Annotated in this window: 28 protein-coding genes; 21 read left to right on the forward strand and 7 right to left on the reverse strand. The window is 69.5% G+C overall.

Annotation, left to right across the window (positions count from 1 at the left end):
- Positions 1-12: 12 nt before the first annotated feature.
- Both OG246_RS21605 and OG246_RS21610 read right to left on the reverse strand, forming a co-directional pair.
- Complete coding sequence (locus OG246_RS21605; protein ID WP_266465892.1) at positions 13-936, reverse strand: ABC transporter ATP-binding protein; 924 nt, start codon at positions 934-936, stop codon at positions 13-15.
- 11 nt (positions 937-947) lie between these two features.
- Positions 948-1784 (reverse strand): aminoglycoside N(3)-acetyltransferase, encoded by an 837-nt coding sequence (locus OG246_RS21610; RefSeq protein WP_266465895.1) that lies wholly within the window; start codon positions 1782-1784, stop codon positions 948-950.
- Between the two features lie 160 nt (positions 1785-1944).
- Between OG246_RS21610 and OG246_RS21615 the strand changes: the two genes are divergently transcribed.
- Genes OG246_RS21615 through OG246_RS21650 form a run of 8 tightly spaced genes read left to right on the forward strand, consistent with a single transcriptional unit; the run spans position 1945 to position 8485 of the window.
- Positions 1945-2667 (forward strand): metalloregulator ArsR/SmtB family transcription factor, encoded by a 723-nt coding sequence (locus OG246_RS21615; RefSeq protein WP_266465899.1) that lies wholly within the window; start codon positions 1945-1947, stop codon positions 2665-2667.
- A complete protein-coding gene (gene sufB / locus OG246_RS21620) occupies positions 2664-4088 on the forward strand; it encodes a Fe-S cluster assembly protein SufB (protein ID WP_266465900.1) in 1425 nt (474 codons plus the stop codon). The genes OG246_RS21615 and sufB overlap by 4 nt, the downstream gene beginning before the upstream one ends.
- Before the next feature lie 58 nt (positions 4089-4146).
- Complete coding sequence (sufD, locus tag OG246_RS21625) at positions 4147-5328, forward strand: Fe-S cluster assembly protein SufD (RefSeq protein WP_266465901.1); 1182 nt, start codon at positions 4147-4149, stop codon at positions 5326-5328.
- Positions 5328-5648 carry a bifunctional 3-phenylpropionate/cinnamic acid dioxygenase ferredoxin subunit gene (locus tag OG246_RS21630; protein ID WP_266465910.1) on the forward strand — a complete coding sequence of 107 codons (321 nt, stop codon included), beginning with the start codon at positions 5328-5330 and terminating at the stop codon, positions 5646-5648. The genes sufD and OG246_RS21630 overlap by 1 nt, the downstream gene beginning before the upstream one ends.
- A gap of 7 nt (positions 5649-5655) precedes the next feature.
- Positions 5656-6420 (forward strand): Fe-S cluster assembly ATPase SufC, encoded by a 765-nt coding sequence (sufC, locus tag OG246_RS21635; protein WP_266465913.1) that lies wholly within the window; start codon positions 5656-5658, stop codon positions 6418-6420.
- A complete protein-coding gene (locus tag OG246_RS21640; protein WP_266465916.1) occupies positions 6417-7673 on the forward strand; it encodes a cysteine desulfurase in 1257 nt (418 codons plus the stop codon). Before sufC ends, OG246_RS21640 begins: the two co-directional genes overlap by 4 nt.
- A 15-nt stretch (positions 7674-7688) precedes the next feature.
- Positions 7689-8156 carry a Fe-S cluster assembly sulfur transfer protein SufU gene (sufU, locus tag OG246_RS21645; RefSeq protein WP_266465919.1) on the forward strand — a complete coding sequence of 156 codons (468 nt, stop codon included), beginning with the start codon at positions 7689-7691 and terminating at the stop codon, positions 8154-8156.
- The gene (locus OG246_RS21650) at positions 8153-8485 is read left to right on the forward strand and encodes a metal-sulfur cluster assembly factor (protein WP_030039960.1); all 333 of its coding nucleotides are present in this window, start codon (positions 8153-8155) and stop codon (positions 8483-8485) included. The genes sufU and OG246_RS21650 overlap by 4 nt, the downstream gene beginning before the upstream one ends.
- A 98-nt stretch (positions 8486-8583) precedes the next feature.
- Here the strand turns inward: OG246_RS21650 and OG246_RS21655 are convergent, their stop codons facing one another.
- A complete protein-coding gene (locus tag OG246_RS21655; RefSeq protein ID WP_266465928.1) occupies positions 8584-9558 on the reverse strand; it encodes an AbfB domain-containing protein in 975 nt (324 codons plus the stop codon).
- Between the two features lie 291 nt (positions 9559-9849).
- Here OG246_RS21655 and OG246_RS21660 point away from each other — a divergent pair, with 291 nt between their 5' ends.
- On the forward strand, positions 9850-10881 hold the full coding sequence (locus tag OG246_RS21660; RefSeq protein ID WP_266465931.1) for a sulfotransferase: 1032 nt from the start codon (positions 9850-9852) through the stop codon (positions 10879-10881).
- A gap of 3 nt (positions 10882-10884) precedes the next feature.
- Here the strand turns inward: OG246_RS21660 and OG246_RS21665 are convergent, their stop codons facing one another.
- On the reverse strand, positions 10885-12684 hold the full coding sequence (locus OG246_RS21665; protein WP_266465934.1) for an endonuclease/exonuclease/phosphatase family protein: 1800 nt from the start codon (positions 12682-12684) through the stop codon (positions 10885-10887).
- A gap of 312 nt (positions 12685-12996) precedes the next feature.
- Between OG246_RS21665 and OG246_RS21670 the strand changes: the two genes are divergently transcribed.
- The 5 genes from OG246_RS21670 to dapD all read left to right on the forward strand — a co-directional run bounded on the left by OG246_RS21670 (position 12997) and on the right by dapD (position 16503).
- Complete coding sequence (locus OG246_RS21670) at positions 12997-13317, forward strand: multidrug efflux SMR transporter (RefSeq protein WP_266465937.1); 321 nt, start codon at positions 12997-12999, stop codon at positions 13315-13317.
- Entirely contained in the window at positions 13317-13862 is a 546-nt protein-coding gene (locus OG246_RS21675; RefSeq protein ID WP_266465940.1) for a TetR/AcrR family transcriptional regulator, read from the forward strand. The genes OG246_RS21670 and OG246_RS21675 overlap by 1 nt, the downstream gene beginning before the upstream one ends.
- A gap of 70 nt (positions 13863-13932) precedes the next feature.
- On the forward strand, positions 13933-14529 hold the full coding sequence (locus OG246_RS21680; RefSeq protein WP_266470784.1) for an RNA polymerase sigma factor: 597 nt from the start codon (positions 13933-13935) through the stop codon (positions 14527-14529).
- 2 nt (positions 14530-14531) lie between these two features.
- Positions 14532-15434 carry a CU044_5270 family protein gene (locus OG246_RS21685; RefSeq protein WP_266465943.1) on the forward strand — a complete coding sequence of 301 codons (903 nt, stop codon included), beginning with the start codon at positions 14532-14534 and terminating at the stop codon, positions 15432-15434.
- Between the two features lie 79 nt (positions 15435-15513).
- Entirely contained in the window at positions 15514-16503 is a 990-nt protein-coding gene (gene dapD, locus OG246_RS21690) for a 2,3,4,5-tetrahydropyridine-2,6-dicarboxylate N-succinyltransferase (protein WP_266465946.1), read from the forward strand.
- A 5-nt stretch (positions 16504-16508) separates the two neighbouring features.
- On the opposite strand, the gene OG246_RS21695 is transcribed toward dapD, so the two are convergent.
- Entirely contained in the window at positions 16509-17012 is a 504-nt protein-coding gene (locus tag OG246_RS21695; RefSeq protein ID WP_266465949.1) for a hypothetical protein, read from the reverse strand.
- A gap of 206 nt (positions 17013-17218) precedes the next feature.
- Here OG246_RS21695 and OG246_RS21700 point away from each other — a divergent pair, with 206 nt between their 5' ends.
- The 3 genes from OG246_RS21700 (at position 17219) to OG246_RS21710 (ending at position 19423) form a co-directional block, all read left to right on the forward strand.
- Positions 17219-17443, forward strand: coding sequence for a hypothetical protein (locus OG246_RS21700; RefSeq protein WP_266465953.1), 225 nt, complete (start codon positions 17219-17221; stop codon positions 17441-17443).
- Between the two features lie 178 nt (positions 17444-17621).
- Positions 17622-18185, forward strand: coding sequence for a SigE family RNA polymerase sigma factor (locus OG246_RS21705; protein WP_266465956.1), 564 nt, complete (start codon positions 17622-17624; stop codon positions 18183-18185).
- Positions 18182-19423, forward strand: coding sequence for a WD40 repeat domain-containing protein (locus OG246_RS21710; protein WP_266465958.1), 1242 nt, complete (start codon positions 18182-18184; stop codon positions 19421-19423). Before OG246_RS21705 ends, OG246_RS21710 begins: the two co-directional genes overlap by 4 nt.
- On the opposite strand, the gene dapA is transcribed toward OG246_RS21710, so the two are convergent.
- Complete coding sequence (gene dapA, locus OG246_RS21715) at positions 19424-20326, reverse strand: 4-hydroxy-tetrahydrodipicolinate synthase (RefSeq protein WP_266465960.1); 903 nt, start codon at positions 20324-20326, stop codon at positions 19424-19426. It lies immediately after the preceding gene.
- Between the two features lie 172 nt (positions 20327-20498).
- Here dapA and OG246_RS21720 point away from each other — a divergent pair, with 172 nt between their 5' ends.
- From OG246_RS21720 to OG246_RS21735, 4 genes are all read left to right on the forward strand, one after another.
- Entirely contained in the window at positions 20499-20633 is a 135-nt protein-coding gene (locus OG246_RS21720; protein ID WP_266465963.1) for a hypothetical protein, read from the forward strand.
- Entirely contained in the window at positions 20630-21310 is a 681-nt protein-coding gene (locus tag OG246_RS21725) for a hypothetical protein (protein ID WP_266465965.1), read from the forward strand. The genes OG246_RS21720 and OG246_RS21725 overlap by 4 nt, the downstream gene beginning before the upstream one ends.
- A gap of 139 nt (positions 21311-21449) precedes the next feature.
- Positions 21450-22097, forward strand: a complete 648-nt coding sequence (locus OG246_RS21730; protein WP_266465967.1) for a helix-turn-helix domain-containing protein — start codon at positions 21450-21452, stop codon at positions 22095-22097.
- Positions 22098-22102: 5 nt separating this feature from the next.
- Complete coding sequence (locus OG246_RS21735) at positions 22103-22840, forward strand: SRPBCC domain-containing protein (RefSeq protein ID WP_266465971.1); 738 nt, start codon at positions 22103-22105, stop codon at positions 22838-22840.
- A gap of 75 nt (positions 22841-22915) precedes the next feature.
- Here OG246_RS21735 and OG246_RS21740 read toward each other — a convergent pair whose 3' ends face one another.
- Positions 22916-24742: an endonuclease/exonuclease/phosphatase family protein gene (locus OG246_RS21740; RefSeq protein WP_266465973.1), complete on the reverse strand. Its 1827-nt coding sequence runs from the start codon at positions 24740-24742 to the stop codon at positions 22916-22918.
- Between the last annotated feature and the right edge of the window lie 30 nt (positions 24743-24772).

Genomic DNA, 24772 nt, shown 5'->3' on the forward strand with positions numbered 1-24772 from the left:
CGGTGGCGGTGGTCACGAACGCAGCTCCTTGCCGGTCAGTTCCAAGAACACGTCTTCGAGTGTGTGGCGTTCGACGGAGATCTTCTCCGGCATCACCCCGTGCTGTGCGCACCAGGAGGTGACCGTCGCGAGCAGCTGCGGGTCGACCTTGCCGCCGACCCGGTACGAGCCCGGCGTCAGCTCCGCCGCCGTACTGTCCGCGGGGAGCGCCTTGAGCAGGGAGGCCACGTCGAGCCCTGGACGGCCGCTGAAGCGCAGGGTGTTCTCGGCGCCGCCGCGGCACAGTTCGTCGGGGGTGCCCTGGGCGATGACCTTGCCCGCGTCGATGATCGCGACGTCGTCCGCGAGCTGTTCCGCCTCGTCCATGTGGTGCGTGGTGAGGATGACCGAGACACCGTCGGTGCGCAGGTCGCGGACCAGGTCCCAGGTGGCCCGGCGGGCCTGCGGGTCGAGCCCCGCCGTCGGCTCGTCGAGGAAGACCAGCTCGGGGCGGCCGACCACGGCCATCGCCAGCGCGAGGCGCTGCTGCTGGCCGCCTGACAGCCGCCGGTACGTCGTACGGCCGCAGCTTTCGAGACCGAGCCGTTCGATGAGCGCGTCCACGTCGAGCGGGTGCGCGTGCAGTTTCGCCACGTGGCGCAGCATCTCGTCGGCCCGTGCGCCCGAGTAGACGCCGCCGGACTGGAGCATGACGCCGATCCGCGGGCGCAGCTGCCCGGCCTGCCGGACCGGGTCGAGGCCCAGGACGCGCACGGTGCCGGAGTCCGGCTTCCGGTACCCCTCGCAGGTCTCGACCGTGGTCGTCTTGCCTGCGCCGTTGGGGCCGAGCACGGCGGTGATGCCCGCCTTGGCGACCAGGTCGAGGCCGTCCACCGCGGTCTTCCTGCCGTACCTCTTCACCAAGGCCTGGACCTGGACCACGGGCTCGCTTCGCATGAGGAGCAAGTCTAGGGACGCGTCCGGGGCTCCCGGGCGCGGGGTGCCGCATCCACGTACGGCTCCCGCGGCCGGTGCAGCGCGAGCCACCGCTCCGCGTACGCCACGGCGTCGGCCACCGGGAACAGCCGTGTATCGGCCGCGCCCACCCGGCCCCGTACGACGGGACGGTCGCGTTCGAAGTCGGAGCCCAGCTCGTCGAAGCGCTCGGAGCTGATCGACACCTCCGTCACCTCCTCCCAGCCGCCCGCGGCCGGCCGGCCCACCTCGACCAGCGGCGACGGAATCCGGTATTCGGCCAGGTGGAAGGCGGTGCACGCGTCGTACCCCGCGCCCAGCAGCAGCACCCGGGCGCCCATCTCCTCAAGGCGGGCCAGCGGGCTGCGCTCCCCGAGGCGGCAGTCCGGCGCGTGGCCCTCGACGACCGCCGCCGCGCCCGGGCCGATCGCCGCGAACGAGGTCTGCGGGTGCGCGCTGCGCAGGGCGCCGGGCCAGTTGCGTACGGTCTCCGGGATCACGCCGACCCCGCGTGCGGGAGTGACGAGGGGGTCGTACGCGGGCATCGCCGCCCGGATGGCCGGCCACCATTCCTCGGGTACCGGCGGATTGCTCCACAGCGCCGGGTCGGAGAGGTCGCCGGACTGGGTGGGGACCACCAGGGTTCCGTCGGGGCCGAGGGTGTCGAGCAGTCCCTGGACGACGGCGACGGCTCCGCCGCAGACCCAGCCGGGGGAGCTGAGCGAGGAGTGCAGAAGGAGCGTTTCACCCGGCCGTACACCTAACGACTGCAGCTGTGCCGAGACTGTGTCGCGGGTGACGAGTGGGCCGGTGGGAGGGGGTGTCGGCATGGTTCGGCAGTGTCCCCGAGTGTCTGTCCTGACGCCAGTGAATTGATCGATCAAAGATCGTTTCTGCAGGTCAGCTTAGGTATACCTAAGTGATGCACGGCACCGTCCACGCCTCGGGCGCGGCTTGTCAGGCTCTGAGGAATTACGCAACAATGGCGTTGTGAAAAACGTTGGCGAGGCTCCACAGGAGGAACTCGCGACCGGGGAGCGCTCCACGCGCAACCGGCTCGTGCGCTCCGTCCTGGACCACGGCCCGTCGACGGTGGCCGACCTCGCCGGACGGCTGGGACTGACCCACGCCGCCGTACGCCGGCATCTCGACGCACTCGTCGCCGACGACATCGTGGAAGCACGTGAGCAGCGGGTCTACGGAGCGCGCACGCGCGGCCGCCCCGCCAAGGTCTTCGCCCTGACCGACTGCGGCCGGGACGCCTTCGACCAGTCCTACGACAAGCTCGCCGCGGACGCCCTGCGCTGGATCGCAGAGCGCGAGGGCGGGGACGAGGCGGTCGTTGCCTTCGCCCGCGCCAGGATCGCCGCACAGGCGGGCGCCTACCGCACGGCCATAGAGGCCGCCGCCCCCGAGAAGCGCACCGAAGCCCTGGCCAAGGCCCTGAGCGAGGACGGGTACGCTGCTACGGCGCGAAGCGCACCGGTCGGCGAGCAGCTCTGCCAGCACCACTGCCCGGTCGCCCATGTCGCCGAGCAGTTCCCGCAGCTGTGCGAGGCGGAGACCGAGATCTTCTCGCAGTTGCTCGGCACCCATGTGCAGCGGCTGGCGACCATCGCCCACGGCGACGGCGTATGCACCACGTTCATCCCCAAGATTTCCAAGACAGCACCTAACGCATCTGCAAGTACCGCCGGGAGGAACCCCGCATGACGCTCCCCATCGAGGAGACTGCCCACCCCGAGCTCGACGGGCTGGGCAACTACGAATACGGCTGGGCCGACTCCGACGTGGCCGGTTCCTCTGCCAAGCGAGGGATCAACGAGGACGTCGTCCGCGACATCTCCCAGAAGAAGTCCGAGCCGGAGTGGATGACCAAGCTCCGTCTCAAGGGCCTGCGCCTGTTCGAGAAGAAGCCCATGCCGAACTGGGGCTCGGACCTGTCGGGCATCGACTTCGACAACATCAAGTACTTCGTGCGCTCCACGGAGAAGCAGGCGGAGTCCTGGGAGGACCTGCCCGAGGACATCAAGAACACGTACGACAAGCTCGGCATCCCGGAGGCGGAGAAGCAGCGCCTCGTCGCCGGTGTCGCGGCCCAGTACGAGTCCGAGGTCGTCTACCACCAGATCAACGAAGAGCTCGAGGCGCAGGGTGTCATCTTCATGGACACCGACACCGCGCTGAAGGAGCACCCGGAGCTCTTCAAGGAGTACTTCGGGACCGTCATCCCGGTCGGTGACAACAAGTTCGCGTCGCTGAACAGCGCCGTGTGGTCCGGCGGCTCCTTCATCTACGTGCCGAAGGGCGTGCACGTCGAGATCCCGCTCCAGGCCTACTTCCGTATCAACACGGAGAACATGGGCCAGTTCGAGCGGACGCTGATCATCGTCGACGAGGGCGCCTATGTGCACTACGTCGAGGGTTGTACGGCGCCGATCTACTCCTCGGACTCCCTGCACTCCGCGGTGGTCGAGATCATCGTGAAGAAGGGCGGCCGCTGCCGCTACACGACCATCCAGAACTGGTCGAACAACGTCTACAACCTGGTCACCAAGCGCGCCGTGGCGTACGAGGGCGCGACCATGGAGTGGATCGACGGCAACATCGGCTCCAAGGTCACCATGAAGTACCCGGCCGTCTACCTGATGGGCGAGCACGCCAAGGGCGAGACCCTGTCCATCGCCTTCGCGGGCGAGGGGCAGCACCAGGACGCCGGCTCCAAGATGGTCCACATGGCGCCGAACACCTCCTCCAACATCGTGTCGAAGTCCGTGGCACGCGGTGGCGGTCGTACGTCCTACCGCGGTCTCGTCGAGATCGGCGAGGGCGCCCACGGCTCCAAGTCGAACGTGCTGTGCGACGCGCTGCTCGTCGACACCATCTCCCGCTCCGACACGTACCCGTACGTCGACGTCCGTGAGGACGACGTGTCCATGGGCCACGAGGCGACCGTCTCCAAGGTCAGCGACGACCAGCTCTTCTACCTGATGAGCCGGGGCATGACCGAGTTCGAGGCGATGGCGATGATCGTGCGCGGCTTCGTCGAGCCGATCGCCAAGGAGCTGCCCATGGAGTACGCACTTGAGCTCAACCGGCTGATCGAGCTCCAGATGGAGGGCGCTGTCGGCTAAACGCCGATCGCCGTCCCCGTCAAGCCACTCACGCAAGAAAGCGAGCAGACCGACAGCCATGGCTGAGGCTCAGAACATTCCGGTGGGGTCCACCACCGCCGGCCAGATCGCGGTGGCCGCCGAGTCGACCGTCGCCACGCGCATGAGCGCGCCCCCGTCCTTCGACGTGGCGGACTTCCCCGTCCCCCACGGCCGTGAGGAGGAGTGGCGGTTCACGCCGCTGGAGCGGCTGCGCGGGCTGCACGACGGCACCGCGGTCGCCACCGGCGACGGCCTGAAGGTCGACATCGAGGCGCCCGAGGGCGTCCTCGTGGAGACCGTCGGCCGTGACGACGTCCGGCTCGGCAAGGCCGGCACCCCGGTGGACCGGATCGCCGCCCAGGCGTACTCGGCGTTCGAGAAGGCCGGTGTCGTCACCGTCCCCAAGGAGACGGTGCTCACCGAGCCGATCCGCATCGCCGTGCACGGCGAGGGCGGGGTCGCCTACGGCCACCAGGTCATCGAGCTGGGAGCCTTCGCCGAGGCCGTCGTCGTCATCGACCACACCGGTGACGCGGTCCTCGCCGCCAACGTCGACTACATCCTGGGCGACGGCGCCAAGCTCACCGTCGTCTCCGTCCAGGACTGGGACGACAAGGCCGTGCACGTGGCCCAGCACAACGCGCTGATCGGCCGGGACGCCACGTTCAAGTCGTTCGTGGTCACCTTCGGCGGCGATCTCGTACGCCTGCACCCGCGCGTCGCGTACGCCGGCCCCGGCGGCGAGGCCGAGCTCTTCGGCCTGTACTTCACGGACGCCGGCCAGCACCAGGAGCACCGCCTCCTGGTCGACCACAACGCCCCGCACTGCAAGTCGAACGTCGCCTACAAGGGCGCGCTCCAGGGCGAGGGCGCCCACTCGGTGTGGATCGGTGACGTCCTCATCGAGGCCACGGCCGAGGGCACGGACACCTACGAGATGAACCGGAACCTGGTTCTGACCGACGGCGCCCGGGTGGACTCCGTGCCGAACCTGGAGATCGAGACCGGCGAGATCGTCGGCGCGGGTCACGCGTCCGCGACCGGCCGCTTCGACGACGAGCAGCTCTTCTACCTGATGGCCCGCGGCATCCCGGCCGACGAGGCCCGCCGACTGGTCGTCCGCGGCTTCTTCGCCGAGCTGGTCCAGCAGATCCGGGTCGACGACATCCAGGAGCGCCTTCTCGCCAGGATCGACGAGGAGCTGGAGGCGTCGGTCTGATGGTCACGTTCGTACGCGCCTGTGGGCTGAGCGAGCTGGAGGAGGACACCCCGAAACGGGTGGAACTCGACGGCACGCCGGTCTCGGTCGTGAAGACAGAGGGCGAGGTGTTCGCGATCAACGACATCTGCTCGCACGCGAACGTCTCGCTCTCCGAGGGCGAGGTGGAGGACTGTCAGATCGAGTGCTGGCTGCACGGCTCCAGCTTCGACCTCCGCACCGGCAAGCCGTCCGGCCTTCCCGCGACGCGCCCCGTCCCCGTATACCCCGTAAAGATCGAAGGGGACGACGTGCTCGTCTCCCTCACCCAGGAGTCCTGAGGAACCCATGGCAACGCTTGAAATCCACGACCTGCACGTCACCGTCGAGGCCGACAACGCCACGAAGGAGATCCTCAAGGGCGTCGACCTGACCGTGAAGCAGGGCGAGACCCACGCCATCATGGGCCCGAACGGCTCCGGCAAGTCGACCCTCGCCTACTCGCTCGCGGGCCACCCGAAGTACACGATCACCGGCGGCACCGTCACCCTCGACGGCGAGGACGTCCTGGAGATGTCCGTCGACGAGCGCGCCCGCGCGGGCCTGTTCCTGGCGATGCAGTACCCGGTCGAGATCCCCGGCGTCTCCGTCTCCAACTTCCTGCGTACGTCCGCCACGGCCGTCCGCGGCGAGGCCCCCAAGCTGCGTACCTGGGTGAAGGAGGTCCGGGAGGCCATGGAGCGCCTCAACATGGACCCGGCCTTCGCCGAGCGCAACGTGAACGAGGGCTTCTCCGGCGGTGAGAAGAAGCGCCACGAGATCCTTCAGCTCGAACTGCTCAAGCCGAAGATCGCGATCCTCGACGAGACCGACTCCGGCCTGGACGTCGACGCCCTGCGCGTCGTCTCCGAGGGCGTCAACCGCGTCCGTGAGAGCGGCGAGGTGGGCACCCTGCTCATCACCCACTACACGCGCATCCTGCGCTACATCAAGCCCGACTTCGTCCACGTCTTCTCCGCGGGCCGGATCGTCGAGTCCGGCGGCGCCGAACTCGCCGACAAGCTGGAGAACGAGGGCTACGAGGCTTACACGAAGGGTGGCGTATCCGCGTGACGCAGCTGCCGGGCCTCCTCGACACCGAGGCGATCCGCAAGGACTTCCCCATCCTGGACCGCCAGGTCCACGACGGTAAGAAGCTCGTGTACCTGGACAACGCGGCGACTTCGCAGAAGCCGCGCCAGGTGCTGGACGCCCTGAACGAGTACTACGAGCGGTACAACGCCAACGTCCACCGCGGTGTGCATGTGCTCGCGGAGGAGGCCACGGCGCTGTACGAGGGTGCGCGCGACAAGGTCGCCGCGTTCATCAACGCGCCGAGCCGCGACGAGGTGATCTTCACCAAGAACGCCTCCGAGTCGCTCAACCTCGTGGCCAACATGCTCGGCTGGGCCGATGAGCCCTACCGGGTCGACCACGAGACCGAGATCGTCATCACGGAGATGGAGCACCACTCCAACATCGTGCCGTGGCAGCTGCTCTCGCAGCGCACGGGCGCGAAGCTGAAGTGGTTCGGCCTCACCGACGACGGCCGCCTCGACCTCTCGAACATCAACGAGATCATCACCGAGAAGACGAAGATCGTCTCCTTCGTGCTCGTGTCGAACATCCTGGGCACCGTGAACCCGGTCGAGGCGATAGTGCGCCGGGCGCAGGAGGTCGGGGCCCTGGTCCTGATCGACGCCTCGCAGGCCGCACCGCACATGCCGCTGGACGTACAGGCCCTCCAGGCCGACTTCGTGGCCTTCACCGGCCACAAGATGTGCGGCCCGACGGGCATCGGCGTCCTCTGGGGCCGTCAGGAGCTGCTCGAGGACCTGCCGCCGTTCCTGGGCGGCGGCGAGATGATCGAGACCGTGTCGATGCACTCGTCGACGTACGCTCCGGCCCCGCACAAGTTCGAGGCGGGCACGCCCCCGATCGCCCAGGCGGTCGGTCTCGGTGCGGCGATCGACTACCTGTCCGCGATCGGCATGGACAAGATCCTCGCCCATGAGCACGCGCTCACCGAGTACGCGGTGAAGCGGCTCCTGGAGGTCCCCGACCTGCGGATCATCGGCCCGACGACGGCCGAGGACCGCGGCGCCGCGATCTCGTTCACGCTCGGTGACATCCACCCGCACGACGTGGGCCAGGTCCTCGACGAGCAGGGCATCGCCGTCCGGGTCGGACACCACTGCGCACGGCCGGTCTGCCTGCGGTACGGAATTCCTGCGACCACACGAGCGTCGTTCTATCTGTACTCCACGCCGACCGAGGTCGACGCACTGGTCGACGGGCTGGAGCACGTACGGAACTTCTTCGGCTGAGGAGCTGGCTGAGTCGTGAAGCTTGATTCGATGTACCAGGAAGTCATCCTGGACCACTACAAGCACCCGCACGGGCGCGGTCTGAGGGATGGCGACGCCGAGGTGCACCACGTCAATCCCACGTGCGGGGACGAGATCACGTTGCGCGTGAAGTACGACGGCGAACGGATCGCGGACATCTCGTACGAGGGGCAGGGCTGCTCCATCAGCCAGGCCTCGGCCTCCGTGCTGAACGAGCTGCTGGTCGGCAAGGACCTGGCCGACGCGCAGAAGACCCAGGAGACCTTCCTGGAGCTGATGCAGTCCAAGGGCCGGATCGAGCCGGACGAGGCGATGGAGGAGGTGCTGGAGGACGCGGTCGCGTTCGCCGGTGTCTCCAAGTACCCGGCCCGGGTGAAGTGCGCGCTGCTCAGCTGGATGGCGTGGAAGGATGCGACGGCCCAGGCACTGGGATCGGACGCCGCCGAAAGGAAGACGGCATGAGCGAGACCATCGAGATGAAGCCGGCCTCTGAGGAAGAGGTCCGTGAGGCGCTGTACGACGTCGTCGACCCCGAGCTGGGTATCGACGTCGTCAACCTCGGCCTCATCTACGGCATCCACATCGACGACGCGAACATCGCGACGATCGACATGACCCTGACGTCCGCGGCCTGCCCGCTGACCGATGTCATCGAGGACCAGGCCAAGTCCGCCACGGACGGCATCGTCAACGAGCTGCGCATCAACTGGGTCTGGATGCCGCCGTGGGGTCCGGACAAGATCACGGACGACGGGCGCGAGCAGCTTCGGGCGCTCGGGTTCAACGTCTGAGTTCCGCGTACCTCTGAGCTCCGCGTGTACGTGTGTGGCCCCCGGCAGTGCGCCGGGGGCCACAGCTGTTTCCGGGGCTCAGCTCCGGTCTTCCGGGCTCAGCTCCAGTTCCCCAAGCCCTTCACCAGCCGGAACGTCCAGTCCTCGCGGTCGTCACGGTCGTGCCGGTGGTTGTCGCGTCCGTCCAGAGCGTCCAGGCGCAGCTGGAAGTCGTCGTGGTGCAGGTAGCGGCCCGGATAGTTGACCGACTCCAGCATGATCGCGCCGGAGGACGACGTCGGCCGGGGACAGAAGGTCGCATCCTTCTTGAAAAGGTCGGAGCCGTTGTTGTGCTCGGCGCGCAGGACGAATTCGCGGTGGCGGAGGTAGTTGCCGGCGACGGTGACGAAGGAGTAGCAGGAGGGGTCCGCGAGTCCCTTGACCCGCTTGAAGCTCGAGTTCTGCTTGGCCGCGGCCGAACTCTGGGAACTCACCTGGTCGAGCTGCACGACGCTGTTGCTCACGCGCCAGTACCGGTCGGGGTAGTTGACCGACTGGACCGACGTCAGCGCGGAGGCGGTCGCGGAAGCGGAGGGCTTGCTCGACGCGGTGGGCTTCGGCGCCGGGGTGACGGGCTTGTTGTCGGACCCCTGTCCCGAGGGCTTCGGCGAGGCGGCGGGCGCAGGGGAGGACAAGCCGGTCTTGCCGCTCGGTGCCACGGCGGCCTCGGTGGCCGCGGCGGAGACACCGGGTATGAACGGGACGTCCGTGTCGGAGGCGGGCCGGTTCGCCCGTTCTTGTGACGGCGCGTCAGTACCACTGTCCAGTACGGCGATCGCGGTGGCGGTGGCGATGAGAACCGCTATGGCGAGCCCGCCGGCCAGCCACAGTCGCCGGGTGCCCGGCAGCCGGGCCTCCTCCGGGGCCTCATCGGGCTCCCAGGGCATCGGGATCCTTGCGAAGGGCGGCATCTCCGCCGGGTAGGGGGCGCCTTGCGGGGTGGGACTCCAAGCGGCGATCTCCGTTGAGGGGATGGGTCTCTCCTCGGAGCCGGCGGGCTGGTCGGGCCCGGGCTCCGGGTTCTTTTCTGGCATGCGCGTTCCTCCAGCGTCGCCCATGGCGAACGCGGATTCGTCTTCTGGTCTGAGCCAGGAGCTTCTGGTCTTGGCACAAGAGAGGGGCGCAGGCACGTGAACGGCGGTAACCGTGGGGAACACGTGCGCGACTGGTGAAACAGTAGTGGACCGGATGGGCTCCGAGCAGCCGTTTCCCCCAGTGATCCAGCGGAATTCCCGGCCCCGCCGCGCGCGGGGACGGTGTGCGGCGACGGCCCCCGGCGCCCCGGAGTTCACACGGCATTCTCAGCGCCGTCCCAGGCAGGGCTCATGGCGGCGCGACAGCGTGGAGTCGTGCCTGCTTCTGTACGACCCGTCTTCGTCCTCGGCTGTCCTCGCTCGGGGACCACACTTCTGCAGCTCATGCTGCACGAGCACCCGCGGATCGCGCTGCCGCCCGAGACGCGTTTCGTGCTGCCCGCGTACGAAGGGCGGCTGGGTTTCGGGGATCTGCGGGAGCGGGGCAACCGGGCCGGGCTCGCACAGTGGATCACGGGGCGCAAGGAGACGCGGTTCCACGAGCTGGGGGTGGACGCCGGACGCGTGGCCGAGCGGATCACCGAGGGGCCGCCGACGCTCGGGTCGGCGCTGGGCATCGTGCTCAGGGCGTACGCCGAGGAGCACGGCAAGGTGCGCTGGGGCGACAAGCGGCCCGCGTACGCCCTCCATGTGCCGGAGATACTGCGGCTGTTTCCCGACGCGCAGTTCATCCACCTCGTCCGGGACGGACGGGACTGTGTCGCCTCGCTGCTCGGCATGCCCTGGTGGCATCGAGGCTTCCACGAGGCCGTGGCCACCTGGGCCCAGGTCATGGACACCACGCGGACGTACGCACGGAAACTGGGCCCCGGCAGCTGGCACGAGCTGCGCTTCGAGGACCTCGTGGCCGACCCCGAGGGACAACTCCGCGGAGTGTGCGGGTACTTGGGGGAGGAGTACGCCCCCGAGATGCGTGAGCCGTACCGGGTCGCCGAGGTGGCGGTGCCCGCCCGCAAGACCTGGCACCGCCGTACGCACGGCGCCCTGGACAGCTCGCGGGCGGGAAGCTGGACCACCCGGCTGACACCGGCTCAGATCCGGTTGTGCGACGACGTGTTGGGCGACCGGCTCACCTCGTACGGCTACGAGCTCGCCGGAGCCGTCCGCCCCGACCCGGCCGAACTGCTGCGCTACCGGCGGGTGGAGATGCTGCGACGGGCCGCCCACGCCAAGCGGCGGATGTCCGACCGCCTGGCGCGGGTGCGTGAACCGGGGCCCGTGGCCTGTCGGTTGACGGCCACCACCTCGGAGTTCAGGGCCTGATCGTTAGGGAGTGATCCGGACGACCTGCGGGTCGTGGTCGCTGGTCTGGTCCGGGAACTCGCTGTTGATGTGGACGATGTCGTAGTCGTACGACGTGATGGCGGAGCTGACCAGAGTGTGGTCGAGGACCTGAGAGTTGCCGTCGTAGACGTAGGTGTACTGCTGCGAAGCGGGCAGGGTGTCCACCAGGTCGGTCAGTACCCCGCCCTCGAGGGTCGAGACGGTGGTGGAGAACTGGTAGTCGTTCAGGTCGCCGAGCACGATCACGTTCGCCGTGGACTGGGCGGCGAGGATCGAGTCGGTGAAGGAGTTGACCTGCGCGGCCTGACTGGTGCGCTGGGTCTCCGAGGCGCGGGCCGGATCCTGGTGCTGGCTGTGCAGTGAGTAGTCCTCGCCCTTCGACACGAAGTGGTTGGCGATCAGGAAGAACTTCTCGCCGCCGAAGGTGAATTCGGCGGCCAGCGGCTTGCGGCTGGCCGACCAGGCCGAGTTGGAGGGCGCGATCCGGCCCGGGTTGTAGGTCAGCTGGGCCACACCGCCGCTGGTGGTCACCGAGTTCGCGGTGGTGGCCGTCGCGCTGCCGCGGGCGGTGAAGCCCACGCGTGCCGGGTTGTAGAGGAAGACCTGCCGGATGTTGCCGCCGGTCTCACCGCCGTCGGCGTCGTTCGTCGGGTTGATCTGCGTGTACGAGTACGTGGGGCCGCCGGCGGCCGTGATCGCGGAGATCAGCGTGGACAGGGTGGTGGTGGCCGAGACCGTACCGTCGTCGGTCGCGCCGTTGTTGTCCTGGACCTCCTCCAGGGCCACGATGTCGGGCGACTTGAGGTTGCCCACGATGCCCGAGGCGAGCGCCGTGAACTTCGAGGCGGCGTCGGTCGGGTCGAGGTTCTCCACGTTGTACGTCGCCACGGAGAGCTGGCTCGTCGACTGCGTGGCCGTCGTCTCCTTGGCGAGACCGCCCGAGGTCACCGTGCCGAGTGTGGTGGCCTGGAGGGTGTAACCGCCGTACGCGATGTAGTCGAGCGGCCCGGTCGCCCCGGAGAGCGTGTCGCCCACCGTCGCCGTCGGGAAGGTCGACGACAGCAGCGTGCCGATCTGGACGCGCCCCGAGTTCTGGCTGCTGTACGAGGAGTAGAGCGAGCCGCCGCGCGCCGAAGTCACCTGCGTGGGCTTCACGTTCACCCACAGCTCGGCGTACTCGTTGCTCGCGCCGACGACCGGCGCGCTGCCCACCGCGACGCGCATGCCCTCCAGGGACTCGTAGTAGTCCAGGGCGTACGTCGTCGGGGCGAGCGTGAAGGAGTTGATGGAGCCGCCGCTGTTGGTGCGCGTGTAGGTGGCGGGAACCGTCGCGTTACTGATGGTCGTGGCCGAAGGCAGTGTGTTCCCGGTGGAGTTGGTGGTCCAGGTGGCGCCGGAGATCTCGGTGAGCGACTGGCTGCCGTTGGCCGAGCCGGGGTAGTACTCGGCGGCCGTGCCGGTGACCGTGACGCTGTTGCCCACCGTGGTGCTCGGCGTCGTCGAACCCCGGTAGACGAAGACCGCGTCGCTGGTCGCCGCGTTCCCGTCACCGCTCGCGCTCTGGATCCAGAAGCCGCGCGAGGAGCCGGTGGAGCGGATCGCGGTGACGATGCCGGTGGTGGTGACCGAGGTGCCGTTGTACGGGGAGATCCGGGTCGAGCCCTGGAGGGCGGAGATCGTGACGGTGGCCGCGTGCGCCGGGTGGGGGAGGGCGACGAGCGCCCCCGACGCGATGAGAGCGGCTGCCATGGCGCGAGCGCCGAGCCCGAGTGTTCTGTCCATGTGCGTCCCTTCAACGAGCGGAAGAGCGGGGCGAGTTGGTGCATGGACGTGCGTGACTGCTTGCTTGACCGGTCGCGCAGATTTCTAAGGGCTGCGTGTTACCAACCGATGTACGGACGGTGTTCTACCCGTGTCGTCTACGCGCGTCAATCGTGGTGAGTGGAAATCCGTCCGGAATGTCGAGCGGGGCTGTGAGCTGGCTGTTCGTCCGCTGTGGGTGCGGCGCGGCGGGCCCTGAGAGGTCCTGGCCGGCCGAGACCCGTTGACGGCCTTTGTGTACGGTCGTACGCATCGATGTGTACACTCGTACGCATGGGATACATACTGCTCGCCGGAGCCATTGCCGCGGAGGTGGCCGCGACCACGGCCATGAAGTACAGCGACGGCTTCAGCAAGCTGTGGCCGTCGCTGGTGACCGTCCTCGGATACGTCATCGCCTTCGCCCTGCTCGCACAGACTTTGAAGACCGTCTCGGTCGGCACGGCCTACGCGATCTGGGCCGGGGCCGGGACCGCCGTCATCGCCGCGATCGGCATGATGTTCCTCGGCGAGGGGCTCAGCGCCGCGAAGCTCGGCGGGATCGCGCTGATCATCGGCGGGGTCGTGCTGCTGAACCTCGGCGGGGCGCACTGATGGCGCGCCGGTACGACCCCGAGCGGCGCCAGCGGATCATCGACGCGGCGATCCGGGTCGTGGGCGCCAAGGGCATCGCCGGGCTGAGCCACCGCTCCGTCGCCGCCGAGGCCGATGTGCCGCTCGGCTCCACCACGTACCACTTCAAGACCCTCGACGAGCTCATGGTCGCCGCGCTCCGCCAGGCGAACGAGGGCTTCGCCAAGGTGGTCGCCGCGCGCGGCGCCTTCGAGGACACCCGGGCCGACGTGGCCGGTGAACTCGCGGCGCTGATCGGCGAGTGGCTCGCGGGCGAGCGTACGGGTGTGGAGCTGGAGTACGAGCTCTATCTGGCGGCACTGCGCCGCCCCGCCCTGCGTCCCGTCGCCGCCGAATGGGCCCAGGGCCTCGCCGAGCCTCTCGCCCGGCGCACCGACCCCCTCACCGCTCGGGCGCTCGTCGCCCTGGTGGACGGGATCTGTCTGCAGGTGCTGCTGACGGGGACGGCGTACGACGAGGGGTACGCGCGGACGGTGCTGGCGCGGATCGTCGACGCGGGGGCGTGAACCCTTTTCGCGTCCGCGGGGAACAGCGGGTGACATGCTCACCCCGACCACGCCCACGGAGGCCACCGACTTGACCGGACCACCAGATCCAGACGCCTCCCAGGACGCCGAGGTCGTTGCCCAGTCGCTGGAAGAACCCGAACTCTTCGCGCGCCTCTACGACCGGTACGCCCCCGACATCCACCGTTACGCGACGCGCCGCCTCGGTGCGGGCGCCGCCGACGACATCACCGCGGAGACGTTCCTCATCGCCTTCCGCACCCGCGTCCGTTACGACACCGACCGTCCCAACGCCCGGCCCTGGCTCTACGGCATCGCGGGCAACCTCATCGGCAAGCAGCGCCGAGCCGAGGTGCGGGCCCTGCGGGCGCTGGCCCGCACCGGGCACGACCCGGTCGCCGAGTCCTGGGCCGAGCGTGCCGACGCCCGGGTCACCGCACAGTCGGCGCACGCCCCACTCGCCGGGGCGCTGGTCGGTCTGTCCGCCGGTGACCGGCACGTGCTGCTGCTCGTGGCCTGGGCGGATCTGACGTACACCGAGGTCGCCGAGGCGCTCGGCATCCCCGTCGGCACCGTCCGCTCCCGGCTCAACCGGGCCCGCCGCAAGGTCCGTTCGGCGCTCGGCGCCGACCCCGCATTCACGCTGGACACCACGGAGGTGGTCTGACCATGGACGAGATGACGACGGTCCGTGAACTGCGGGCCGGGGCCCCCGAAGCGACGCGCGCACAGCTGGCGGTCGGACGGCAGCGGCTGCTGCGGGAGCAGGCCCGCCGCACCCGCCCGTACAGGGTGCGGGTCAGCCGGCGGTACGCCGTGGCCGGGGCGGTGGCCGCGATCACGGTGGTCGCGGTGATCGGCACGCAGGTGCTCGGCGGCACCGAGGGCGTCCAGCCGGGCGCCGGACCGGGCTACACCCTCGAGTTGGGCAGCGCGAAGGCCCTGCTGAACGACGCCGCGGACGTGATCGCGGCCGGCCCCGCGGTCACCGCCCACGACGGGCAGTGGATCTACACGAAGACCGTCGAGACGAACGTCACGGACGACGAGAAGCCCGGACCGCAGACCAGCGAGAACTGGACGAAGTACGCCGATCCGAAGATGGAGGACGGCCGGGCCGGCGACGACCACTCGCCGAGGGAGGAGTACGAGTTCCTCAAGAGCCTCCCGGACGACCCGGCGAAGGTACGGGCGAAGGCACGCGCCTTCTTCTACGCCACCGACGCCTCCGAGACCCGTACGGAACACGAGTACCGGGCGCTCACCGCGGTCCTCAGCCGCGCTTACGTCTACGACCCCGAAGGGCTCGCCGAGATCTACCGGGCGCTGGCCACCATCCCCGGAATCCGGGCCAAGCAGGTCCAGGACGCGGCCGGGCGTGACGCCGTCGCGCTGTACCTGGGGAGCAGCGGGAACGAGACGCTGATCGACCCGAGCACCTGCCTCTACTCCGGAATCCGCTTCGTGGCAGGGAGTGCCGGCTACGAGCCGGATCTGAAGAAGGGTGACGTGATCATCAACGGCGCCCGTCTCTCCCTGGCGGTGGTGGACAAGGAGGGCGATCGGCCCTGAACCGTCCGGTGCGCCCGGCACGTGAGATGCCGGGCGCACCGGTTCGCCCGCGCGGGCCCCGCCAAGTTAGGTTTCCCCTATGACCGACACGACTGCACCCCGCACCACCGGCGCCGTTGCCGCCGGGCTTGCCACCGTCGCCGCCGACGGTACTGTCCTCGACACCTGGTTCCCCGCCCCTGAGCTCTCCGTCGAGCCCGGCCCGGCCGGTACCGAGCGGCTGTCCGCCGAGCGTGCCGTGGAGCTGCTCGGTGAGGGCGCTGCGAAGGCCATCGGGCCCGACGCCCGCCGTGGCGTCGAGGTGGTAGCGGTCCGTACGGTCATCGCCTCGCTGGACGAGAAGCCGCTCGACGCGCATGACACCTACCTGCGCCTGCACCTGCTCTCGCACCGCCTCGTACAGCCGCACGGCCAGAGCCTGGACGGCATCTTCGGCCACCTCGCCAACGTCGCCTGGACCTCGCTCGGCCCGGTCGCGGTGGACGACGTGGAGAAGGTGCGCCTGAACGCCCGGGCGGAGGGCCTCCACCTGGCCGTCACGTCCATCGACAAGTTCCCGCGCATGACGGACTACGTCGCGCCGAAGGGCGTCCGCATCGCCGACGCCGACCGTGTCCGCCTCGGCGCGCACCTCGCCGCGGGCACCACTGTCATGCACGAGGGCTTCGTCAACTTCAACGCCGGCACGCTCGGCACCTCGATGGTCGAGGGCCGCATCTCGGCCGGCGTAGTGGTCGGCGACGGCTCCGACATCGGCGGCGGCGCGTCGACCATGGGCACGCTGTCCGGCGGCGGCAACGTCCGCATCACCATCGGCGAGCGCTGCCTGATCGGTGCGGAGGCGGGCGTCGGGATCGCACTCGGCGACGAGTGCGTCGTCGAGGCCGGCCTGTACGTCACGGCCGGCACCCGGGTGACCATGCCCGACGGGCAGATCGTCAAGGCCCGTGAGCTCTCCGGGGCCTCGAACATCCTCTTCCGCCGCAACTCGGTCTCCGGAACGGTTGAGGCGCGGCCGAACAACGCGGTGTGGGGCGGGCTGAACGAGGTTCTGCACAGCCACAACTGAGCGGCTTATGTGCGTTGCGCCGCCGCGAACTCCTCAAGTGTCGTGAAGTCGGTCTCGCGCAGGCCCAGTCGGGGGCTGACGTGGTGGAGCAGCGCGGGTCCGGCATGGTGGGCGGTGACGTACGTGTCGTCGGCCGGGCCCTGTTCGTCGTCCACCCAGGCGAACGGGCGGCCGTCGGCGTACGCCACGATCCGCTCGGTCTTCCAGTGCACTCCGTCGGGCCGGTCGGCGAACAGGGCGCCGGTGAAGTCGACGTACGGGAGTTCGGGGAGGCCGATGACCGGGGCGATCCAGCGGTTGGCGGAGTCCATCCAGGTGGTCGCCCAGCACAGTTCGTAGCCGAGGCCGAGGAGTTGGCGGCCGTGCTCGGGGTGCAGCCAGACGCGCAGGGGCCTGCCGGGAGTCAGGGCCACCCGGATCGTCGTATAGCCCTCGGGACGCCGCTCCGGCTGGGCCGCGTACGGATTGAGAGGGCCGTCGACGTCGAGGAACAGCAGGGGTCGGCTCACCAGGACACCGTAGGGGAGGCGGGCGCGGTCCCGGCCGTGGACCGCCTCCTGAACGTGCGCGACGCTCACCCCTCCGTGGAGTGCTGCCGCTCCACCACATGATCACGTATGGGTTGCTCAGCGTGACCTCGGGGCGGTTTCGGCAGATGAACGGGTGCACGCGGAATCCGATCAGAAGCCGAACCGATGAGACGAGGGGTCGAACGATGACGAACGAGTGGGCGAGGGCCGCAGCCCGTCCGCTGACCGGAATGCTGGCCGTGGCGGCACTGTGCTCCCTGTCGGCCGGAACCGCGCACGCCGACGAGACCAACACCGGCTCGCACAACGGCCCGCGGATCGGATTGGTCAACACCGGCCAGATCGACGACCCGATGGAGGACGTGCTGGAGCACTTCCTGCTGTTCGGCGACGGGTATGTGTGGGACTGACGCGGCTTGATGCACCGGGCCGGGGCCCGTACCGCGCACGGACGCGGTACGGGCCCCGGCCCATTTACGGTGTGGCGACGATTTTTTTCACCACAGGTGGCATAGCGGGACGCCGCCGCCCGCGTCACAAGGGGCACAGGGACGGTGCACAGGTGCCGTCGGGGAAGAGACGGCGACGATGGATGGTGCAGGGCAGAAGAGTTTTCGGGAGTTCGTGGAGAACCGGTCGTCGGCGTTGCTGAAGACGGCTGTGCTGCTCAGCGGCGGGGACCGGCACGCCGGTGAGGACCTGTTGCAGAGCGCGCTGGCCAAGGCGGCCGGGCGGTGGCAGCGGATCGACGAGCCCGAGGCGTATGTACGGCGGATTCTCTACCGTCAGCAGGTCAGCCGCTGGCGACTGAAGTGGCGCGGACGTGAGGTCACCGTCGCCGAGCCGCCCGAGGCGGGACTGCCCGGCTCCGACGCCGCGGCCGCCGCCGAGCTGCGCGTCGTGATGCGCCATGCGCTGTCCCGGCTCACCGCCCGCCAGCGCACCGTGCTCGTGCTGCGCTACTTCGAGGACCTGCCCGAGGCCGACGTGGCGCGTCTGCTGGGCTGCTCGGTGGGCACCGTACGGTCCACCACCCACCGCTCCCTCGCCCGCCTGCGCACCCTCGCGCCCGAACTCGCCGCCCTCGGGCCGGCCGCCGCCGAACAGCCGCAGCCGTCCCGTGACTATGCGCCCGTGGAGGTGCGTCCGTGAACGTCGAGGAACTCGTGCGCGACTCGTTCCAGGAGCAGGCCGCCGAACAGGCCCCGGCGGGGCCGGGGTTCGCCGACCGGGTGCTCACCGCCCGGCGGCGCCGCCGTACCCGCACGATCGCGTCCGTCGCCGCGGCCACCGCCGCCGTGGTGGCGATCGCCGTCGGCGTGCCGCTGCTGGACTCCGGGAAGAAGGACGTGCGGCCCGCGAATGTCCTGAACCAGGACGGCATCCACGCTCACCCCGACCAGTCGCCGCCGCGCGACCTGATCGGGGCCGGGGACGCGGTGCTGGCGGCGTACTACACGGTGAAGCTTCAGCCGCAGACCGACCAGCAGGCCGTCTCCGCGCGCACCTACTGGCTGCTCGATGCGAAGACCGGGAGGTATGAGAAGGACACCCGATGGTCCTTCGTCGCGGTCGCTCCCGGCATGAAGACCGCCGCCGTGCTGGAGCGGAACCTGCCCGCGCACCGGGTCGGCCTGCTCGACCTCGCGACGGGGGAGGTCGAGCGGTGGATCCCGTTCGAGCAGGGCGTCGGCGGGCTCGCGTTCTCGTACGACGGCAGCAAACTCGTCGCGACGACCTACGACGAGAACCCCGATCTGCGGGTCAAGGAGAAGGTGCTCGGCAAGGACGGCCAGGAAGAGTGGGTGTGGGGAGCCACGTTCGGCGACTCCAGCCGGTCCGGCTTCCTCGTCCTCGATCTGGCCGGGGGCGGGGGTGGCTTCTGGAGGAAGGTCGAGCCCGACCGCAACCTCAACCCCCGCCAGGACTTCGCTTTCAGCCGCGACGGCGACCTGGTGTACTCGCAGGTCATCGGCGAACGGGACGGGATGCAGCAGTTCTACGACCTGGGCGGCAAGGTTGCCGCACCCGCGAACGAGAAGTACCTGCGCTCCGACGTCCCCGCTCGGCTGTCCCCGAACGGCAAGCTCGCCGCCCTCGGACTGGCGAAGGAGGTCGCCGGCAACCCCGGCAAGGGCTACTCGTCGATCCGTGATCCCCGTACGGGAAAGGAGATCACCAAGGTCCGCAGCGGTCACCTGCTCGCCTGGGTCGACGACACGCACCTCATCGGCTGGGAACGGGTCACGAGCCTGGAGGAGGAGTACCGGCCCCAGCTCGTGCTGGTCACGATCGGCAGCGACAAGGTCGTACCGCTGAGTGGCATCCGTGAGCCGACCAGCAAGAGCGCCGATCAAGAGGAGTGGGAGCCCATCTTCGCTCGCCGCTGATCAGCTCGCGATGAACTCCTCGTACGCCGCCCGCAGCCCGTCGACCGCCTCGCGGCCGGCGGGCCGCAGCGGCGACCGGACCGGGCCCGCGGGCAGCCCCAGCACGCCGAGGAGCGCCTTCGCGGTGACCGTGCCGGGGAGGCCGGAGGACATCATCAACTCGATCAGAGGGACGGCTCGTTGCTGCAGGCGGGCCGCCCCGGCCGTGTCGCCCGCCTCGAACGCGTCGAGGATCGCCCGGAACTGACGGGGCGCCGCATTCGCGACCGTACTGATGTATCCGCAGCCGCCGATCGCGCGCATCGCGAGGACGTACTCGTCGCAGCCCGTGTAGTACGCCAACTCCGTGCGGGCCAGGACCTTCTGGGTGCCCAGGAGGTCGTAGGCGCAGTCCTTGACCGCCACGATCCTCGGGTGCTCGGCGAGCCGGATCATGGTGTCCGGCTCGATGCGGGTGCCGGTGCGGCCCGGGATGTCGTACATCGCGAGGGGCAGGCCGGACGCGTCCGCGATCTCCCGGAAGTGTGCCTCGACCGCGTCCTGCGGAGGCCTGCTGTAGTACGGAGTGACCACCAACAGCCCGTCCGCGCCCGCCTTTTCGGCCTCCAGAGCCAGTTCGACGGTGTGCCGGGTGTCGGCGGTGCCGACGCCCGCCACGATGGAGGCCCGGTCGCCGACCGCCTCGCGGACCGCCCGCACCAGCGCGGACTTCTCCGCGTCCGTCGTGGTCGGCGACTCACCCGTGGTCCCGGACAGGACCAGCCCGTCGCAGCCCTCGGAGACCAGCCGCTCCGCGAGCAGCCGTGCCCCGTCGAGGTCCAGCGCACCCTCCTCGGTGAAGGGCGTGATCATGGCGCAGAGGGCGCGGCCGAAGGGGGGAGTGTCGTGAGGTGAGGCGGTCATGGGAGTAGTGTCGGCCTCCCAATCGTGAAGCTCCACTTAATTCTTCTACGAGGTATTGGCAACGGATGCTACGCGATTGGCGGGCGGACCTCGCGAGGCACTAGTGCCAACCCGGGCCCCTATGGGTCACCATGGCGAGGACGGAAGTCGACGGCAGATCGCGGGAGGCGTCATGAGGCTGGGCAAGGCACTCGCCACCGGAGTCGCGGAAGAGAAGGCTCACGCGCAGGACGAGGAACTCCAACTTCCTGAGGAGATCCAGGAGTTGGAGGCGTCCGCGCCTGAAGAGGTTCCGGCCGCCCGATGAGGCTGCGGCTCCCCGAGGAACGCCCGACGGAGCCGCCGACCGGATACAAGATCGCCCACCCGGTGCTGTCCCAGGACGGCACCCGGGCCGGGTTCACCGGCGTCTCGCTGGGCGGCGCACTGCCGTACGGAGTGCTGGACGAGGCGGGCTGCGTCTACGGGCGGCGGCACCGGGCGCCGCACCGACGCTGCGACTGCGGTTTCCACTGCGTGCATGAACGGGCCACGGCCGAGGCGCTGTTGTGCACCGCCGAACACCGGGCGGCCGTCCTCCTCGAAGTCTCCGTGCTGGGTTCCTACATCCGTTTCGAACGCGGCTTCCGCTACGCCCGCCAGTGGGTGCGGACCGCGACCGTCGGCCCGTGCGCATGCGGCGCGGTGGCCGGTGCGCTGGCCGACGCGGGCTGGGGCAGGCCCGGTTGGCGCGCCCTGGCGGCGGCGTGCGCGGGATGCGTACGCGGTCGTACGTCGCTGTCGCTCGCCTCCTTCGCGCGGCTGGCCGGGGAGGGGCTGCGGGTCCGGGCCTCCGGCGGAGGCGGCGTGGGAGAGGCGGCCGTGACCGTCGCCGGCCTCGGCGTGTCCGAGCTGGTTGCCGAGGCGGCGCTGCTTCAGGCCCGACTCGACTGGTTCCAGAGCCAGTTGGCCCGTCTGGATGAGCGCGGGACGCAGGCGGGCTGATCGCTCACCCCGGCGAGGGGCCGACGGCTGAGCGCTCCTATCTTATCGAACTGGCGTTCGGTGCATGCCTCCCATCGACTCCGTGACCGACAACTCCAACCGTCTGGACAAAAAAAGTTTTCGGTGAGACGGTGGAGTCATGTTGGACGTGACCGTGATCGAGGACGCAGAGGCCGCCGCCGTCTCGCTGGACCCGATAAGGGCCAGACTGCTGTCGGAGCTGGCCGCAGGGCCCGCTTCGGCCGCCATGCTGGCCGGCAAGGTCGGGCTGCCCCGGCAGAAGGTGAACTACCACCTCAAGACGCTGGAGCGGCACGGTCTTGTCGAGCTGGCGGGCGAGCGCCGCAAGGGCAATGTCACCGAGCGGCTGATGCGCGCGACCGCCGCGTCGTACGTCATCTCGCCGCTCGCGCTGGCCGCCGTACGGCCCGATCCGGACCGCTTCCGGGACCAGCTGTCCGCCCGCTGGCTGCTCGCGCTCGGCGCCCGGCTGGTGGGGGACGTCGGTTCGCTGATCACCGGCGCGGCGAAGGCCCGCAAGGGGCTCGCCACGTACGCGCTCGACGGCGAGGTGACGTTCGGCTCGGCAGCCGACCGCGCCGCGTTCATCGAGGAGCTGACAGCGGGTGTCAGCGGGCTGATCCGCAAGTACGACGCCCCCGACGCCGAGGGCGGCCGGAGCCACCGGATCGTCGTCGCGGTTCATCCCACGGTTCGCCCCAAGGCCGAACAGGGGACCCCAGCAGCCGAATTGCCCATCAGCACCGACGTCAGTACCGAGGAGTGACCACCATGTCCAAGGAATTCGAGAGCGCCCACGAGATCGAGGTCGACGCCACGCCGGAGCAGGTGTGGGACGCGATCACCGAAGGCGTCGGCGGCTGGCTGTGGCCGATGGAGGCGCCCGAGCCGCGCGAGGGCGGCAGCGGCCCCTTCGGGTCCACGATCACGGTCTGGGACCCGCCGCACCGCTACACGAACCGCGTCCAGGACGTCGAAGGCATCTCCGAGCAGACCCTCAACCAGCTCGACTACACCATCGAGCCGCGCGAGGGCGGCCGCCGGGCCTGGGTGCGCTATGTGCACAGCGGCATCTTCGTCGACGACTGGGACAGCCAGTACGACGGTGCGAACAAGCACAACGCCTTCTATCTGCACACCATGGGCGAGTACGTGACGCACTTCCGTGGCCGCCCGCTCACGTTCGCCATGTTCGATGGACCCGAGGCGTCCAAGGCGTCCGACGCCTTCACCGCCGTAGGCCGTGCGCTCGGCCTCGCGGACGACACCGCCGAGGGTGCGCGTGTGCAGGCCCGTGGGCCCGAGGGCGAGCTCCTCGACGCCGTACTCGACTACCGCAACCCGTACTTCATCGGACTGCGCACCGACGACGCCCTCATCCGCTTCTTCGGACGCAACCACTGGGGCGCGCCGGTGGGCATCAGCGTCCACGACTTCGCGCCCGACGCCGACGGCAAGCGCAACGAAGCCGCCTGGCAGGGCTGGCTGAACGGTGTCTTCGCCGCGTGAACCCGGGCCCTGATCCCGGGCATGGGACGAGCCCGGCCCCCCGGACGACGGGGCCGGGCTCATCCGTACACAGGGTTACGGCTTGAACCGCAGCACCTGCGGGTCGTGGTCGCTGATCTGGTCGTTGAACTCCGAGTTGATGTGCACGCTGTCGTACTCGAAGTCGCAGCCCTTGTAGATCGAGGGGCTGACCAGGATCTGGTCCAGGACCTGGCTGTTGCCCTGGTAGTCGTACGTGTAACGCTCGCTCTTGGGCAGCGACTTGATCGCCGACCAGAGCGCGCCGTCGTCCTCCAGGAGCTTCGTCGTGCCGGAGAACTCGAAGTCGTTGATGTCGCCGAGAGTGACGACGTCCGCGTTCTTCTGAGTCGCGAGGATCTCCTTGACGAAGGTGTTCACCGCGGTTGCCTGGAGGTGACGCTGGGTCTCCGAGCTGCGCGCCGGCGGCTGGTACTGCGAGGTCAGACCCTGGTCGCCGCCCTTCGACGCGAAGTGGTTGGCGATCACGAAGACCGTCTTGCCGCGGAAGACGAACTCGCCCGCGAGCGGCTTGCGGCTGGTCGTCCAGGCCGTGTTGGCCGGGTCGATGCGGCCGGGGGAGGCCGTGAGGGCCGCCTTGCCGTTCACCTTCGTGACGCCCACGGCGGTGGTCGTGTCGCCGCCCGCGCGGTCCGTGAAGGAGACCCGCTCGGGGTTGAACAGGAACACCTGGCGGATGTTGCCGCCGGGCTCGCCGCCGTCCTTGTTGTTCTCCGGGTCGATGGAGCGCCAGTCGTACGCCGGGCCGCCCGCCGCGACGATCGCGTCGATCAGCTTCTGTACGGTCTGGTCGGCGGCGACCGTGCCGTCGTTGGTGGCGCCGTTGTTGTCCTGGATCTCCTCCAGGGACAGGATGTCGGGCGACCTCAGGTTGTTCACGATCGCGGACGCGTGGGCCGCGAAGGACGCGTCGCCCGGGTCCAGGTTCTCGACGTTGTACGTCGCCACGGCCAGCTCGCTCCGCGACTGCTTCTGCGTCGTCTCGCGCTCCAGGCCGCCTGCCTCCAGGGCGCCGATCTGGTTGGCGACGAGGGTGTAACCGCCGAACTGGTTGTAGTCGAGCGGGCCCGCGGTGGTGCCCGTGAGCTCGTCGCCCACGTTCGCGGTCGGGAAGTCGGCGGTCGCGCCGAGCGACTGGATCTGCAGGCGTCCGGTGTTCTGCGAGGTGTACGAGCCGTACACCGTGCCGCCGCGGCGGTTGGCGTTCTCGTGCGGCTTCACCGTGACCCACAGCTCGGTGTACGGGTCGGTCGCGGTGACCACGCGGGCGTCGGAGACCTGGACGTTCATGCCCTCCAGGGACTCGTAGTAGTCCAGGGCGTACTTCTTCGGCTCCAGGGTGAGGCCGTTGACCGAGCCGCCCGCCGCCGTGTCACCGGCGGCGGTGTAGACGCCCGGGACCGACTTGGCGTTCACGACCGTGGCGGCCGGGACGGCGTTCCCGCTGGAGAGCACGGTCACCACCGGCTTGGTGATCTCCGTGATCGTCTGGTTGCCGGACGAGGAGCCGCCCGGGACGTACTCCGAGATCGTGCCCGACACCGTGACCGAGTCGCCGAGGGCGACCTTCGGGACGGAGCTGGTGAAGACGAAGACGCCCTCGCTGGTGGCCGGGTTGTCGTCCGCGTTCGGGTCCTGGATCCAGAAACCGCGCGACGAGCCGTAGGTGCGCACGCCGGTGACGATGCCCGCCACGTCCGTGACCGCCTGGCCCGCGTACGGGGAGATCCGGGTGGTGCCCTGGATGTCGCGAATATGAATGGTGTCCGCGTGGGCCGGTGTGGTGAGCACCACGGCGGAGACGGTGGAACAGACCGCGGCGACGGTCAGCGCGCCTATGCGCGCGGTTCTCTTGCTCGGCAAGGGAATCCCTCCGGGGACGTACTTGGGCGC

The sequence above is a fragment of the Streptomyces sp. NBC_00620 genome (assembly GCF_026341825.1).
Taxonomy (GTDB): Bacteria; Actinomycetota; Actinomycetes; order Streptomycetales; family Streptomycetaceae; genus Streptomyces.